Source organism: Pseudomonas chlororaphis subsp. chlororaphis, from assembly GCF_003945765.1.
Classification (GTDB): domain Bacteria; phylum Pseudomonadota; class Gammaproteobacteria; order Pseudomonadales; family Pseudomonadaceae; genus Aquipseudomonas; species Aquipseudomonas chlororaphis.
In genome coordinates, this window is record NZ_CP027712.1 from 6,734,436 (window position 1) to 6,749,543 (window position 15,108).

Consider the following 15,108-nt stretch of genomic DNA (forward strand, 5'->3'; position numbering starts at 1 on the left):
TCATGAGTAATACAGGTCGTCGCGGGTCCAGGGCAGCTCATGACTGCCATCGGCGTGAGCCTTGACCGCGAGAATCTGGTGCAGGTTGATCCAGCCGCGGGCGAAGGCGTAGGCACAGCCGGCCAGGTACAGGCGCCAGATGCGCAAGACCTGTTCCGGCACCAGTCGGGAGGCGGCTTCCAGGTTATCTTCCAGGCGCTCGCTCCAGTGGTCCAGGGTACGGGCGTAATGCAGGCGCAGGCTTTCCACGTCGACGATCTCCAGCCCCGCTTCGCTGATCTCGGCCGAGATCATCGCCAGGTGCGGCAGCTCGCCATTGGGGAACACATACTTCTCGATGAAGTCGCCGGCTCCACGGCCCACGGGACGTCCATCGGTGTGCTTGGCGGTGATTCCGTGGTTCATCACCAGGCCGCCCTCGCGCACCGCGCCGAACAGCGTCTTGCAGTACTGCGCCAGGTTGGCGTGGCCCACGTGCTCGAACATACCGACGCTCACCACCTTGTCGAAGCGGCCGTCCTGGGGCAGGTCGCGGTAGTCCAGCAGTTGCAGTTCCACCTGGTCCTGCAAGCCTTCGGCGATCACCCGCTCCCTGGCCAGCGCCAGCTGTTCCTTGCTCAGGGTGATACCGAAGACCTTGGCCCCGAATTCTCGCGCCGCGTACCGCGCCAGCCCGCCCCAGCCGCAACCGACATCCAGCAGGTACTCGCCGGGCTGCAAGCGCAGCTTGCGGCACAGGTGGCGAAATTTGGCCTGTTGGGCCTGTTCCAGGCTTTCACTGCCGGTCTCGAAATAGGCGCAGGAATAGGCCATGTCGCTGTCGAGCCACAGCTGGTAGAAGTCGTTGGAAAGGTCGTAGTGGTAGGAGATGGCGGCCGCATCGGTGGCCTTGTCGTGCAGGGAACGTACCGGCAGCGCTTCTTCCTCGCCGTCCAGCAGCGCCTGGCTCAGTTCATCGCAAACCCGGATGACTTCGCTGATTGAGCCTTCCAGCTCAAGTTTGCCCTCGACGAACGCCGCTCCCAGCGAGTTGAGAGTGGGATGGGCGAGCTGGGTGACCAGTTGCGGGTCCTTGACCACAATAGTGACGCTGGGCGCCGGCCCCAGATTGAACTCATGGCCGTCCCAGAGTCGCAGGCGTAGCGGTAGTTGCAGATTCTGTAAGGCCGGTGGAAGTTGCGCGAGCATGGATTATCCCCCTTGTTTCAGACGTCTGAGTGAGGTTAGACCATACTGAAAAATTAGCAGGCTATCGATCTGATAGCTGAAATTCATCAGTGCCGGCAGTGCAACAATCCCTGCTGAACAGCCAGCCGACCGTCCCGGAAGCTGGGCCCTCTTCACAGATGACCGCCAGGCGGGCGCACAGTTCGACCTGGTTTAATTCTAGCTCCAGACGCTCAAACCCGCGCTTTCCGCCCCGGCCCACGCCCCTACAACTTGAGCAATGGCTCCTGGAAACGCAGCAAACGCCCGGCATTGCCCAGCACCAGCAAGGTGCTGAGGTTATGCAGCAGCGCCGCGATCATCGCCCCCGCCGCGCCAAGCCAGCCGAACGCGGCAAAGGCGACTATGGCCAGGGTCCAGCCCAGGCCGATGATCACATTGACCTGCAGGGTCTGGCGGCACTGGCGACTCAGGCGCACACAGGTGCCGAGGCGCCGCAGGTCGCTGCCGATCAGCACGATATCGGCCGACGCCAGGGCAATGTCCGCCCCACCCGCGCCCATGGCCACACCGACCACGCCAGCCTTGAGCGCCAGGGAATCGTTGATCCCGTCGCCCACCACCATCGGCCGGAAACCGCTGTCGATTTCCCCCAGCACGCGCTTGAGTTTGTCTTCCGGTAACGCCTGGGCTTCGACATCGCCGATGCCGACATCCCGCGCCAGGCTGTCGGCCACGCTCTGGCGGTCGCCGGTCAGCAACAACTGGCGGCCCAGCCCCAGTTCGCGCAGCTCGTCGAGGGCAAACCGCGCTTCCGGCTTGACGCTGTCGGCCAGCAACAGCCAGGCGAGAAATTCACCGTTCAGCGCCAGCCCGGCAATCGGTCCGTCATGTTCGGGCACCGCCGTGGTGGCGATGTCGAGCTGGCCGAACAACTCGGGACGCCCCAGGGCGGCTTCGCCCTGCTCGGTCTGCGCCACCACTCCCAGCCCCTGGCGTTCGCGAATATCCGACAGCACCAGGAAATGCTCCTGGGCCACCAGGCCGGCCAGCGCGCGGCTGACCGGGTGGCTGCTGGCCGAACCGAGGCTGGCCGCCAGGTTCAACAAGGCCTGGCGATCTTCCCGCGGGCTGTCGATCGATTGCAGGCGCAAGGTGCCGAAGGTCAGGGTGCCGGTCTTGTCCACCACCAGCGAGGTCAGATCCGCCAGTTCCTCGAGGAACGCCGAGCTGCGAATCAGGATGCCGTGCCGCGCCGCCACGGCGATCCCGGCAATCGCCGTGGCCGGCGCGGACAGCACCAAGGCACAGGGGCAGGCCGCCACCAGCACCGCGAGCATCGCCTGGGCATCGTGGGTGATGAACCAGGTCACCGCCGCCAGCAGCAACACCAGCACCATGTAACTGCCGGCGTAACGTTCGAGCAAACGGGTGATCGGCGGCTTGGAACGTTCGGCGCTTTGCATCAGCGCGATGACCTTGCCCAAGGTCGATTCGTGGCCGGTGCGGGTCACTTCCAGGCGCAACAGGCCGTCGAGGTTGATCGCCCCGCCGAACACCTGCATGCCGACATCGGCCTCCAGCGGCACCGACTCGCCAGTGATCGGTGCGGTGTCGAGGCTGGCCTGTCCGGACAGCACCAAACCATCGGCGGGCACCCGGTCACCGGCACGCACTTCGACGACATCGCCGGCCTTGAGCGTGGCGTTGTCCACCTCGCCAATGCTGCCATCGGCCTGCACCAGGCGCGCATGGCTGCGGGTCAAGCGGCCCAGGGCATGAATGGCTTCCTGGGAGCCGATCACGCTGCGCTCTTCCAGCACGTGGCCGAAGATCATGATGATCGGCAACAGCGCCGCGGTCAGCAGGTCGCCGGTGGCCCAGGCGCCGAGCATGGCCAGGGCGATCAACTGGTCGGTGATGCCGTGCAGGCTCGGGTAACGCAGGCTGTACCAGGCCGAACGCATCACCGGCAGTGCCACCAGTAACGAAGCGAAACCCAGCAGCAACTGGCTGACGCCGGTCTGCTCCGAGGCCAGCCAGCGCCAGACCAGGCCCAGACCGAGCAGCCCCAACGCGAGCATGGCCAGGGTCAGCTGACGCGCGGCGCTACGTTGTTCTGCGGAGGTGAGCATGCTCGCCGGCGCGGCGGCATGGGTGTGGGCAGTCATGGTTGGGCTCCCTGAATAATCAGGCGGGAATCGTCTTGGGGATTGACCGTGGTCACCGAGCCGGCCTGGCCGAGAATCTTCGGCAGCCGTTCGCGGTAGATGCGCAGGAGCATTTCCGGGTCGGTGCCGTTGCGTTGCGCCTGGGCCAGGCCCTGGATGGTCGCGGTGTCGGCCTGGGCCTTGGCCAGGCGCTCACCAGCCTGGGCGTGCGCCACCTGCAAGGTGCGGTCGGCCTGTTCGTTGGCGGTTTGCGTGAGTTTTTCGGCTTCGGTGCGAGCGTTGGCCACCGCCTTGTCGGCTTGCTGGCTGGCGGTCAGCACCGCGTTGAAGGCGCTGACCGCCGGCCCCGGCAGACTGGACTGGACGTCGACCCGGGTCACCTCGATGCCGATCCCCTGCCCGGTCGCCGCCAGATCCGCCAGCCGTTGGTTGATGCCTTGCACCAGATCGCCGCGCAGCCTTTCGCGACGCTCGGCGGCCTGATTGTCGGCGCCGATCAGTTCCGGACGCGCCACCAATATCGTGTCGAGATCGCGGGCGGCGGTCAGGGCCAGGGCACTGCGGGTCACCAACCGATCCAGCGCCGGCAACACATGTTCGCCCTGCAATACAAAGGCATAAGGCTCGGTGACCTTATAGAACACCCGCACATCCAGCTGCACCACCCCGGCGTCGCCGGTCAGCAGATAACCGGAACCGGCCAGGGCATCGCTCAGGGGAACGGCGAAACTGGCCACCTTGTCACCCTTTAAGGCCGCATCGGAACGCAGCAGGCTTTCCACCCGGCGTTCGATCACCCGGTCTGCGGCGGGCAACAGCACCACCTGTTCGAACGGCTGCGGCCAGGCCAGTAACAAGCCGGCGTTCTGGATGCGATCCAGGGCGCCGAAATGCAGGACCACCGCGCGATTTTGCGGATCGATCTGCCGCACATTGGAAAACGCCCAGGCCAGGGCTGCCAGCACGGTCACCGCATACAGGGCGAGAAACGCCAGGCGACCGGCCTGAATCCATGGGCTGCCAAGTTCATGTGTTCCACGTGGAACCAAACTCATGGTTGCGACCCGGCGGCTTTATTGCCGAGTGTCGGCGGCCCGTCCACCAGCACCCGGAACGGCGCGGCATCGGTGCGCAGAATCAGCTTGGTGCCTGGGGTCACCACAGTGCCCAAGGTGTCCAGCGACCGCAGCAGGTTGTACAGCTGCGGCGAACCGGCGTAGGCGCGACCGTAGATCTCCGCCGCCTGCACCCGCGATTGCGCTTCGATGTCCGCGGCTTTCACCGTGGCATCGGCCTGGACGATGCGCGCATCGCGCTCGGCGGCGGAACGGATTTGCGCCGCTTCGCGCTTGCCGATGGCCGTGCGTTCGGTGGCGATGGTTTCACGCTCGGCGCGCATACGATCGACGGTGGCGGTCAGGGTCACCGAGGGCAGGGTCAGGCGCTCGACACCGACTTGCAGCACCCGCACCCCGTAAGTGCTCAACAACTGTTGCTCGATCTGTTTACGCAACTGGGCTTCGAAGTCGGCGATGCGCACCTTGCTGGCATCGGTGTTCACCAGATTGGCCAGGTCGAAACTGCTGGCGGTGGTTTCCAGGGCCGAACCGACAAAGGTACGAATTTGCCGCGCCGCTTCATCCGGCTGGTTCTGCACCGCGCGCATAAAGCGCTTCACGTTGTCCGCATCGCCCTGCACCTGCCACGCCACATAGGCCTGGACGATGATGCGCAGACCGTCGCGGGTGCCGACATCCTGCAAACCGCTGGAGGTGGTGCGCAGGCGCAGATCCACCGGGATCGCCGCCTCGAACGGTGCCGGCCAGCGCCAGCCGAGGCCCGGTTCCAGCAGCACCCGCGCCGGGTTGCCGAAACGGGTAATCACCGAGGCTTCGCCGGAGCGCACTTGCACCAGGCTCGCCGCGGCGACGGCGAACAACACCAGCAACAGCGCCCAGGCCATGCGCCGCCAGGGAAAGGGCCCCGCCTCTTCCGGCGCGCCGTGGTGATGATGGTGTCCGTGGTGATGGCCGCCGTGGCCGTGATCGTGGCCGGCGTGATCCTGATGATCGTGGGAATGGGACTGGCTCAATGGACGGCTCCTGGCTGAGCGGTGTTACCCGGTACCGAAGGCTCGGTCGGCAAAGTGAATGTACGCAGGTCGAGGGTCGGTGCGTTGGCGCCGCCCAGGCGATGATCGAGCACCAGCAACTTGGCGTTGCGCAGGCCCTGGCTCAGCTGGCTCAAATACTGCTCCAGCACGAATGCCTGGCCGGCGCTGGCATAGGCCTTTTGCTCGGCGCTGAACCGCAGGTCGGCCGCTTGCGCCGTGGCCTGCACTTCATGGGCCGTGGCCTGGGCCTGATCGCGGGCGATGCTGGCCTGCAATTGCGCCTGGTTAGTCTGCTCGCTGGCCGCGCCACGCTCGCGGGAGATCAGCGCCTGGGCGCCGATCTGCGCGGCCTGGACGCCGTGATAAGCATTGGCGGCGCCGGCCGGCGGGTGAATGGCCTCGACCACGGTGGCGAGAATCTCCACCCCGCTGTCGAGTTTCTCCAGGTCGGCCTGCACCGCGCGGCCGATATCCTCGGCCAGGTTGGTACGGTCTTCGCCCAGCAGGCCGTCGAGGGTGCGCGAGGCGAAGTCGTGGACCAGGATGCGGCTGGCGGTGCTGCGGATCAGCATCGGAATGTCGGCGCTGTTGTAAGTCGCCGCCAGCGCCGCCTGATCGCTCAGGCCGATGCGATAGACGAAGCGCACGTCCATGTTGACGATCTGGAAGCTCTGCTTGTCGGCAGCGCCGCTGGCGATCACTTGGGACTTGTCGTTGACGTGGCTGGCGTCCCACAAACGGTTGGCCACCAACGGGGGCGGCCCTTCGGCGGAGGCCGGTTCGATCACGCCGGGCGCTTCGCCGACGCTGGTGGCCAGCTCGTGCACCACGCCGTTCTCGACACTCAGCACCCGGCCCAGCGGCCAGGGCAGGCCCGCATGCAAACCCGGGCCAAAGACCGCCACCGGCTTGCCGAAACGCTCGTAGATGCCCCGCCCCTGCAACGGCACTTCATGCAGGCCGGTGAGCAGCCAGCCCACCCCGAGCACCACCAGCAGCACCGGCAGGAACGCGCGGCGCATATAAGTGAAGGCCCAGATCTGCCGCAGGTCGATGCCGAAGCGGTTGTGCAATTCGTGCTGCAAGGCCAGCAAGGGTTGTGGCGGCCAGCGCAGCAGATCGGCGACCACGCTATGGGCCAGCATGCGCGGCTCCAGTTGCGCGCGACGCGGGCTGAATAACGACAATACCGCGCGCAGCAGGAACTCCAGGGCCACCAGCGCCGGCAACACGCCGATCAGCACGCCCAGGCGCACCGGCCAGAGCGCCGTGTCGCTGCTGAACAACAGGCACAGCGCCGCCAGCACCAGGCTGATGATCGCCACTCGCGCCAACTGCGCCAGCGCCGCCGCTTCCGGCCATTCGCCGGGGTGTTCCTGGCTCAGTTGGCGCTCGAACACCAGCAAGCCGAAGGCCAGCAACAGCGCCAGCACCGCGCCGACATTGCCCGCCAGGCCCAGGGTTCCAGCGGGCAGGCCGAGGTTCCACGCCTGCTCGATCACCAACAGCACCAGCAAGGCCCAACCGCCCAACCACAAGGTCGGCGCGCCGATCTGCACCAACAAACTGGACCAACGCCGGCTGATGCCATCCAGCAGCCGCTCGTACCAGCCATCGTCGGGTAGCGGTTCATCCGCAACCGGCTCCGGGCTCGGCGCCACCTCTGGCGCCTGCAACGCACCCGCGCGCCAGGCACTGACCCAGCCCGCCGCCTGCAGGCCGCCGACCAGCACCAGCAAGGCCGCGGCCAGATTGACCAGCAACGCCGGCCATAAGGATTGCGGGGCAAACAGGCCGACGAAAAACGCCAACACCAGCCCCATCCCGGCCAGCCCCGCCAGCCCGATGCCCCAACGCTTCAGACGGCGTTCGTGAAAGGCCGCCCGCTGAAACCTCGGCAAGGCTTCGACCCCCGCCCCTTCAGTCTCAAGATCGACTTGCATAGCACCCCAACGCTGGTCGTTAACCCATTCGGGCCTGTGGATAACTCTCCGGCAGGCCGCTGTATTTGTCACAAATCGTTACGATATAACGATAGTAGTGAAATTTTCGTCCCTTACCTATGCCTTTATTTGCCATGGGCGCGTCACAAACCCAGGGAAAACCGCTGCTGTGCTGATGCCAGCCCGCAAGATCTGTGGCCATAATCCGTGGCCCACTTTGTGACAAGGAAACGTCCAGCCATGCTCTCCATCTACCAGCTCAAACCGCGCTTCCAGAACCTGCTGCGGCCATGGGTCCAGCGCCTGTACGAGAACGGCACCACGGCCAACCAGATCACGGTGCTGGCGGGGGTGATTTCGGTGCTGGTGGGCGCCCTGATCGCCAGTTTCGCCAGCCATCTCTGGCTGTTCATCCTGATCCCGCTGTGGATGATCCTGCGCATGGCGCTGAACGCCATCGACGGCATGCTGGCCCGGGAATTCGGCCAGCAATCGCGCCTGGGCGCCTACCTCAACGAATTGTGCGACGTGATTGCCGACAGCGCGCTGATCCTGCCTTTCGCGCTGATTGCCGGCGTCAGCCTGCCGCTGGTCCTGCTGGTGACGCTGCTGGCGCTGTTCAGCGAATACGCCGGCGTGCTGGGGCCGATGATCGGTGCCTCGCGCCGCTACGACGGGCCCATGGGCAAGAGCGACCGGGCGTTCGTGCTCGGCGTGCTGGCCACCGGCATCGCCCTGGGCTGGCTGAGCGCCGCCTGGATCAACGGCGTGCTGGCGCTGGTCGCCGCGTTGTTGGTCTACACCTTGATCAACCGGGTTCGCCAGGGCCTGCTCGACGTACAACAGCAAGACACCCAACGACAAGAAGTGCAGCAAAACGCCCCCTCGGAATAAGGAAGTTGCCATGCGCGAAGCTCTCCATCAGACCTTCACCACCCACGACGGCGTCGAGCTGTTCTACCGCCACTGGCCGGCCACCGCCGCCCCCTCGGACGCCCCGCGCCAGGCGGTGCTGCTGTTCCACCGCGGCCACGAACACTCCGCGCGCATCGCCCACCTGGTGGACGAACTGGACCTGCCGGCCTTCGATTTCTTCGCCTGGGATGCCCGCGGCCACGGCCAGTCGCCCGGCGCCCGTGGCGACAGCCCGAGCTTCGCCACCAGCGTGCGCGACGTGCAGACCTTCTGCGATCACCTGCGGGCCAGCTACGGCATCGACGAAGAACACATGGCCGTGGTGGCCCAAAGCGTCGGCGCAGTGATTGCCGCCACCTGGGTCCACGATTACGCGCCGCGCATCCGCGCCCTGGTGCTGGCGTCGCCGGCGTTCAAGGTCAAGCTCTACGTGCCTTTCGCCCGCCCGGGCCTGGCGCTGATGCGGCGTTTTCGCGGCAACTTTTTCGTCAACAGCTACGTCAAGGCGCGCTTCCTCAGCCACGACCCGGCGCGCGTGGCCTCCTATGACAGCGACCCGCTGATCACCAAGGCGATCTCGGTGAACGTGCTGCTGGGCCTGTACGAAGCCGCCGAACGGGTGGTGGCCGATGCCCAGGCGATCCAGGTGCCGACCCAGTTGCTGATCTCCGGCGCCGACTTCGTTGTCCACCGCCGGCCCCAGGAACAGTTCTTCGAGCGCCTGGGCAGCCTGCACAAGGAAAAACACATCCTGCCGGGCTTCTTCCACGACACCCTCGGCGAGAAGGCCCGGGCCCCGGCCGTCGCCAGCGCCCGGCGATTCATCCTGCAGAACTTCGCGCGACCGCTGAACCGCGCTGCCCTGCTCGACGCCGACCGCCTGGGCCTGACCTGCGCCGAGTCCGAGGCGCTGGCGGCGCCCCTGCCGCACAACTCCCTGCGTGACCTGTACTGGCGCATGACCCGCGCCAGCATGCGCCTGGGCAGCCAGCTCTCGGCCGGGGTCAAGCTGGGTTTCGACAGCGGTTTCGACTCCGGCAGCACCCTGGACTACGTCTACCGCAACCAAGCCACCGGCACCTCGGCCCTGGGCCGGATGATCGACCGTAACTACCTGGACTCCATCGGCTGGCGCGGCATTCGCCAACGCAAGGTGCATGTGGAAGAACTGCTGCGCCTGGCCATGGAAAAACTGCGCACCGAGCAGCGCGAAGTGCGCATCGTCGACATCGCCGCCGGCCACGGGCGCTACATTCTCGAAGCCTTGCAGGGGGTCAGCCCGCTGCCGGAGTCGATCCTGCTGCGCGACTACAGCGACATCAACGTGCGCGACGGCAGCGCGTTGATCGCCGAGAAAGGCCTGGGCGAGATTGCCCGTTTCGTCAAAGCCGACGCCTTCGACCGCGACGACCTCGCGGCCCTGGAGCCCAAACCGACACTGGCGGTGGTCTCCGGCCTGTACGAGCTGTTCGCCGACAACCCGATGGTCAGTGATTCCCTGGCGGGCCTGGCCGCCGCCGTGGAGCCTGGCGGTTACCTGGTCTACACCGGGCAGCCGTGGCACCCGCAGCTGGAGCTGATCGCCCGCGCCCTGACCAGCCACCGCGCGGGCCAGGCCTGGGTCATGCGTCGCCGGACCCAGGCCGAGATGGACCAACTGGTGGAAGCCGCGGGGTTCCGCCGGATCACCCTGCGCGTCGATCAGTGGGGCATTTTCAGCGTGTCGCTGGCGCAGCGGGTGCAATGATGACGGTCGCCGCGACATACCCCCGCGAGCCCGGCCTGCTGAAACCCGCGGTGCTCTGGCTGTTGCTGCTGGCGCCACTGTTTTTCGGCACCTACGGCTTCGCCACCTGGGTCACCGCGCAACGCGCCGAGGTCGGCAGCCTGGTGTTCGACTGGGAGCGGCAGATGCCGTTCTGGGCCTGGAGCATCGTGCCCTACTGGTCGATCGACCTGCTGTACGGCTTTTCCCTGCTGTTGCCCACCAGCCGCGAAGAACTCAAGCGCCACGCCCTGCGGCTGCTGACCGCGCAAGTCATCGTCGTCAGTTGCTTCCTGCTCTGGCCGCTGCGTTTCACCTTCCAGCGCCCGGAACTGGATGGCCTGTTCGGCTGGCTGTTCGATGTGCTGGCCGGCTTCGACAAGCCGTTCAACCAGGCGCCGTCGCTGCACATCGCGCTGCTGGTGGTGCTGTGGGTCTGCTACGCGCGGCATGTCCAGGGCGCCTGGCGCTGGCTGGTGCACGGCTGGTTCGCACTGATCGGCGTGTCGGTGCTGACCACTTATCAACACCACTTTATCGACGTGCCCACAGGCGCCCTGGCCGGCTGGCTGTGCGTCTGGCTGTGGCCGCTGGACCGCCCCGGGATGCTGCACAACCTGCGTCTGGCCCGCGATCGCCAGCGCTGGCGCCTGGCGTCGTTCTATGCCGTGGGCGCCGCGGCGCTTGCCATCCCGGCCTTGGCCTTTTCAGGCGCCTGGCTGTGGCTGTTGTGGCCGGCACTGGCCCTGCTGCTAGTGGCGCTGAACTATGGGCTGTTCGACGCCAAGGGTTTCCAGAAGGGCGCGGACGGCCGCCTGGGCAACGCCACGCGCTGGCTGCTGGCACCTTATCTGGCGGCGGCCTGGATCAATTCCCGGCTGTGGACACGCCAGCATCCACAGCCCGACGAGGTTGTGGATAACGTCTGGCTGGGGCGCATCCCGACCCCGGGCGAGCTGCAGGACAGCCCGTTCAGCGCGGTGCTCGACCTGTGTGCCGAACTGTCCGTGGACGGTCGCCACCTGGCCTATCGCTGCGTGCCGGTGCTCGACTTGACCGCGCCCACCACCGAGCAATGCCGCGAGGCCGCGCAAGCCATCGAAAGCCTGCGCGAGCACGCGCCGCTGCTGGTCTGCTGCGCCCTGGGTTATTCGCGCAGCGCCACCGCCGTGGCCGCCTGGCTGTTGTACACAGGCCGCGCCGCCAGCGTCGATGCGGCCATCGTGCAGATCCGCCGCGCGCGCCCGCAGATCGTCCTGCAACCCGCACACCGCAAGGCCCTGGAGCCTTTATCCACAGCCCAGGGGAGCGCCCATGGCCACTGATATGGAATTGCATGCGGTGGCCAGCCTGTTACGCCGCGGGCATTCGCTGGACCTGTTATCCACAGGCCTGAGCCTGCTCGGCGCCCTGCTCGGCCTCGGCCAGTGGTTGCTTGGCGTATCCGCCCCCTGGGCCATCGCCCTGAGCGTCGCCCTGCTGGTGCTGGGCTTGCTGCAAAAGTACTGGGCGCTGCGGGTGGCCTTCGATGCCGAGCTGTTCCAGCGGGTGGCGGACAGCCCGCAGCCCCTGGCCGAACGCGGCGCCGCCCTGGACCAGGCACTGAGCGCCCTCGGCCTGCAACCGGCGAATGCCGGCGGCCGCCCGTGGCAACAACGCAGCCACGGCGCCCTCAACCTGTTGCGTCGCCAGGCCTGGCTGCTGGCGGCGCAAGTACTGCTGACACTGGGCTTCATCCTGGCCAGCCCCTGGCTGGCCGTCGCCGGATAAGGAATTCTCATGCTCGAACCCCTGGTCGCCACCCTCATCACCTCCGCCGCCCGCACCATCACCGGGGCGCGCAGCCTGTGGCTCGGTTGCGGGCCGCAGGCGGTGCAACGCATCTACTTCGCCAACCACAGCAGCCACGGCGACTTCGTGCTGCTCTGGGCCTCGCTGCCGCCCGCGCTGCGCAAGGTGACGCGGCCGGTGGCCGGCGCCGATTACTGGCAGACCCGCCCGCTGCGTCGCTACCTCATCAACCGCGTGTTCAACGGCGTGCTGATCGACCGCGAGCGCAAGAAGCCTGTGGATAACCCCTTGCAGCCGATGCTCGACGCTCTGGCCAACGGCGATTCGCTGATCATCTTCCCCGAAGGCACGCGCAACCTGGAGGAGGAAGGCCTGCTGCCGTTCAAGAGCGGCCTCTACCACCTGGCGAAAAGTTACCCACAGGCCCAGGTGATTCCGGTGTGGATCGCCAACCTCAACCGCGTGATGCCCAAGGGCCGTTTCCTGCCCCTGCCGCTGTTATGCACCACCAGTTTCGGCGCGCCGCTGTCCCTCGAGGACGGCGAAAGCAAAGAGCACTTCCTCGAACGCAGCCGCGCAGCGCTGCTGGCCATGGCCCCGGAGCATTCTTGAGATGGATAGGCAAACCCTGATGTTGTTCGGCGGGATCGGCGCGGTACTGGTGCTGGCCTCGCTGATCGGTTTTCTGCTCAAGCTGCGCAGCCGTGGCGCGCCGAGCTCGGTGATCGACAACCTCAATGCGCGCATCAACGCCTGGTGGGTGATGGTGCTGGTGATCGGCATCGCCTTCTGGCTCGGCACCAGCGCGGTGATCCTGCTGTTCTACGCGGTGTCCTTCTACGCCCTGCGCGAGTTCCTGACCCTGATGCCGACCCGGCGCAGCGACTACCCGGCGCTGGTGGCGGCGTTCTACCTGGCCCTGCCCGTGCAATACCTGCTGATCTACTTCGACTGGTACGGGCTGTTCTCGATCTTCATCCCGGTCTATGTGTTCCTGCTGCTGCCGATCCTCGCGTCCCTGGGGGGCGACAGCACGCACTTCCTGGAGCGCGCCTCCAAGGTCCAGTGGGGGCTGATGATCGCGGTGTTCTGCGTGTCGTTCGTCCCGGCGCTGCTGACCCTGGATATCGCCGGCTACGAAGGGCGCAACCTGCTGCTGATCGCCTACCTGGTGATCGTGGTGCAGATGTCGGACGTGTTGCAGTACGTCTGTGGAAAACTCTTCGGCAAACGCAAGATCGCCCCGCGGCTGTCGCCGTCCAAGACCGTGGAAGGTTTTGTCGGCGGCATCCTCCTGGCCTCGCTGATCGGCGGCGCGCTGTGGTGGATTACCCCCTTCACCATTTGGCAGTCGTTCCTGATCGCCCTGCTGATCAACCTGCTGGGCTTCGCCGGCGGCATCGTCATGTCGGCGATCAAGCGCGACCGCGGGGTGAAGGACTGGGGCCACATGATCGAAGGCCACGGCGGCATGCTCGACCGCCTGGACTCGGTGTGTTTCGCCGCGCCGATCTTCTTCCACCTCGTGCGCTACTGGTGGACCTGAACACCCCACCTCCCTTCTTCTGTAGGCGCGAAGCTTGCTCGCGAAAAGATCGCCAACGATAACGCGTACCGGTTGACGGCACGCCGCTTCGCGGCTTTCGCGAGCAAGCTTCGCTCCTACAAGGAAGACGCAATTGCGTGCTTGACCGGGGTTGCTGTGCGCGCTCATATTACGGTCATAATTTTTTGCTCGACTACCTTTAAAGCCTTCTTTTCCGATTGCAGGAGAACAGCCATGAGCAGCTACGACGTCGTCATCCTCGGTGGGGGTCCCGGTGGCTACAACGCCGCCATTCGCGCCGGCCAGCTGGGCCTCAAGGCCGCCTGCGTCGAAGGTCGCGCCACCCTCGGCGGCACCTGCCTGAACGTTGGCTGCATGCCGTCCAAGGCCTTGCTGCACGCCTCGGAGCTGTATGACGCGGCCATGGGCAAGGAATTCGCCGAACTGGGCATCGAGGTCAAGCCCAGCCTCAACCTCGCCCAGATGATGAAACAGAAGGACGACAGCGTGGCCGGCCTGACCAAGGGCATCGAGTTCCTGTTTCGCAAGAACAAAGTCGACTGGATCAAGGGCTGGGGCCATATCGACGGCCCCGGCCAGGTCACGGTGACCGACAGCGCCGGGGCCAAGACCCGGTTGCAGGCCAGGGACATCGTGATCGCCACCGGCTCCGAGCCGACGCCCCTGCCCGGGGTGGAGATCGACAACCGGCGCATCCTCGACTCCACCGGCGCGCTGTCCCTCGGCGAGGTGCCCCGGCACCTGGTAGTGATCGGCGCCGGGGTGATCGGCCTGGAGCTGGGTTCGGTCTGGCGGCGCCTGGGGGCCCAGGTGACGGTGGTCGAGTACCTGGACCGCATCTGCCCCGGTGTCGATGGCGAAGCCGGCAAGACCCTGCAACGGGCCCTGGCCAAGCAGGGAATCGCCTTTAGGCTCGGCACCAAGGTCAGCAGCGCCAGCACCTCGGCCAATGGCGTGCAGTTGAGTATCGAACCCGCCGCGGGCGGCACGGCGGAGCTGCTGGAAGCCGACTATGTGCTGGTGGCCATCGGCCGCCGGCCCTACACCCAGGGCCTGGGCCTGGAGAACGTCGGCCTGAGCACCGACTCGCGCGGCATGCTCGCCAACCAGCGGCACCGCACCGCGGCCGCTGGCGTGTGGGTGATTGGCGACGTCACCTCAGGGCCGATGCTCGCCCACAAGGCCGAGGACGAGGCCATGGCCTGCATCGAGCAGATCGTCGGCAAGGCCGGCGAAGTGAATTACGACCTGATTCCCAGTGTGATCTACACCAAGCCCGAGCTGGCCAGTGTCGGCAAGACCGAAGAGCAGCTCAAGGCCGAGGGCCGGGCTTACAAGGCCGGCAAGTTCCCTTTCACGGCCAACAGCCGGGCCAAGATCAACCACGAGACCGAAGGTTTCGCCAAGGTCCTGGCGGACGCGCAGACCGATGAAATCCTCGGCGTGCATTTAGTAGGACCGAGCGTCAGCGAAATGATCGGTGAATACTGCGTGGCCATGGAGTTTTCCGCCTCGGCCGAAGATATCGCCCTGACCTGCCACCCGCACCCGACCCGCTCCGAGGCGTTGCGCCAGGCAGCGATGGATGTCGAGGGGATGGCGACGCAGATGTAGAGCCTGTAGCCGCTGCCGCAGGCTGCGATCGCGACCGAAGGGCGCGCAAGCTCTCAAGATCG

Annotated in this window: 12 protein-coding genes; 7 read left to right on the top strand and 5 right to left on the bottom strand. The window is 66.3% G+C overall.

Annotated features, from left to right (window positions below; all coding sequences use genetic code 11):
* From cfaB to hflK (C4K27_RS30795), 5 genes are all read right to left on the bottom strand, one after another.
* The gene (gene cfaB, locus C4K27_RS30775) at window positions 1-1,188 is read right to left on the bottom strand and encodes a C17 cyclopropane fatty acid synthase CfaB (protein ID WP_053263167.1); all 1,188 of its coding nucleotides are present in this window, start codon (window positions 1,186-1,188) and stop codon (window positions 1-3) included.
* A gap of 245 nt (window positions 1,189-1,433) precedes the next feature.
* Window positions 1,434-3,338: a cation-translocating P-type ATPase gene (locus C4K27_RS30780; protein ID WP_053263168.1), complete on the bottom strand. Its 1,905-nt coding sequence runs from the start codon at window positions 3,336-3,338 to the stop codon at window positions 1,434-1,436.
* Window positions 3,335-4,393 carry a protease modulator HflK gene (gene hflK / locus C4K27_RS30785; protein ID WP_053263169.1) on the bottom strand — a complete coding sequence of 353 codons (1,059 nt, stop codon included), beginning with the start codon at window positions 4,391-4,393 and terminating at the stop codon, window positions 3,335-3,337. The genes C4K27_RS30780 and hflK (C4K27_RS30785) overlap by 4 nt, the downstream gene beginning before the upstream one ends.
* Window positions 4,390-5,430, bottom strand: a complete 1,041-nt coding sequence (gene hflC, locus C4K27_RS30790; protein ID WP_053263170.1) for a protease modulator HflC — start codon at window positions 5,428-5,430, stop codon at window positions 4,390-4,392. Before hflC ends, hflK (C4K27_RS30785) begins: the two co-directional genes overlap by 4 nt.
* Window positions 5,427-7,394, bottom strand: coding sequence for a protease modulator HflK (gene hflK / locus C4K27_RS30795; RefSeq protein WP_053263171.1), 1,968 nt, complete (start codon window positions 7,392-7,394; stop codon window positions 5,427-5,429). Before hflK (C4K27_RS30795) ends, hflC begins: the two co-directional genes overlap by 4 nt.
* Before the next feature lie 240 nt (window positions 7,395-7,634).
* Here hflK (C4K27_RS30795) and C4K27_RS30800 point away from each other — a divergent pair, with 240 nt between their 5' ends.
* The 7 genes from C4K27_RS30800 to lpdA all read left to right on the top strand — a co-directional run bounded on the left by C4K27_RS30800 (window position 7,635) and on the right by lpdA (window position 15,046).
* A complete protein-coding gene (locus tag C4K27_RS30800; protein ID WP_053263172.1) occupies window positions 7,635-8,288 on the top strand; it encodes a CDP-alcohol phosphatidyltransferase family protein in 654 nt (217 codons plus the stop codon).
* A 10-nt stretch (window positions 8,289-8,298) separates the two neighbouring features.
* The gene (locus tag C4K27_RS30805) at window positions 8,299-10,056 is read left to right on the top strand and encodes a bifunctional alpha/beta hydrolase/class I SAM-dependent methyltransferase (RefSeq protein WP_053263173.1); all 1,758 of its coding nucleotides are present in this window, start codon (window positions 8,299-8,301) and stop codon (window positions 10,054-10,056) included.
* Window positions 10,056-11,399 (top strand): phosphatase PAP2/dual specificity phosphatase family protein, encoded by a 1,344-nt coding sequence (locus C4K27_RS30810; RefSeq protein WP_053263275.1) that lies wholly within the window; start codon window positions 10,056-10,058, stop codon window positions 11,397-11,399. The genes C4K27_RS30805 and C4K27_RS30810 overlap by 1 nt, the downstream gene beginning before the upstream one ends.
* A complete protein-coding gene (locus C4K27_RS30815; RefSeq protein WP_053263174.1) occupies window positions 11,389-11,844 on the top strand; it encodes a hypothetical protein in 456 nt (151 codons plus the stop codon). Before C4K27_RS30810 ends, C4K27_RS30815 begins: the two co-directional genes overlap by 11 nt.
* 9 nt (window positions 11,845-11,853) lie before the next feature.
* On the top strand, window positions 11,854-12,477 hold the full coding sequence (locus C4K27_RS30820; protein WP_053263175.1) for a lysophospholipid acyltransferase family protein: 624 nt from the start codon (window positions 11,854-11,856) through the stop codon (window positions 12,475-12,477).
* A 1-nt stretch (window position 12,478) separates the two neighbouring features.
* A complete protein-coding gene (locus tag C4K27_RS30825) occupies window positions 12,479-13,411 on the top strand; it encodes a phosphatidate cytidylyltransferase (protein ID WP_007927638.1) in 933 nt (310 codons plus the stop codon).
* Between the two features lie 234 nt (window positions 13,412-13,645).
* Complete coding sequence (gene lpdA, locus C4K27_RS30830) at window positions 13,646-15,046, top strand: dihydrolipoyl dehydrogenase (RefSeq protein ID WP_053263176.1); 1,401 nt, start codon at window positions 13,646-13,648, stop codon at window positions 15,044-15,046.
* The last annotated feature ends 62 nt before the right edge of the window (window positions 15,047-15,108 follow it).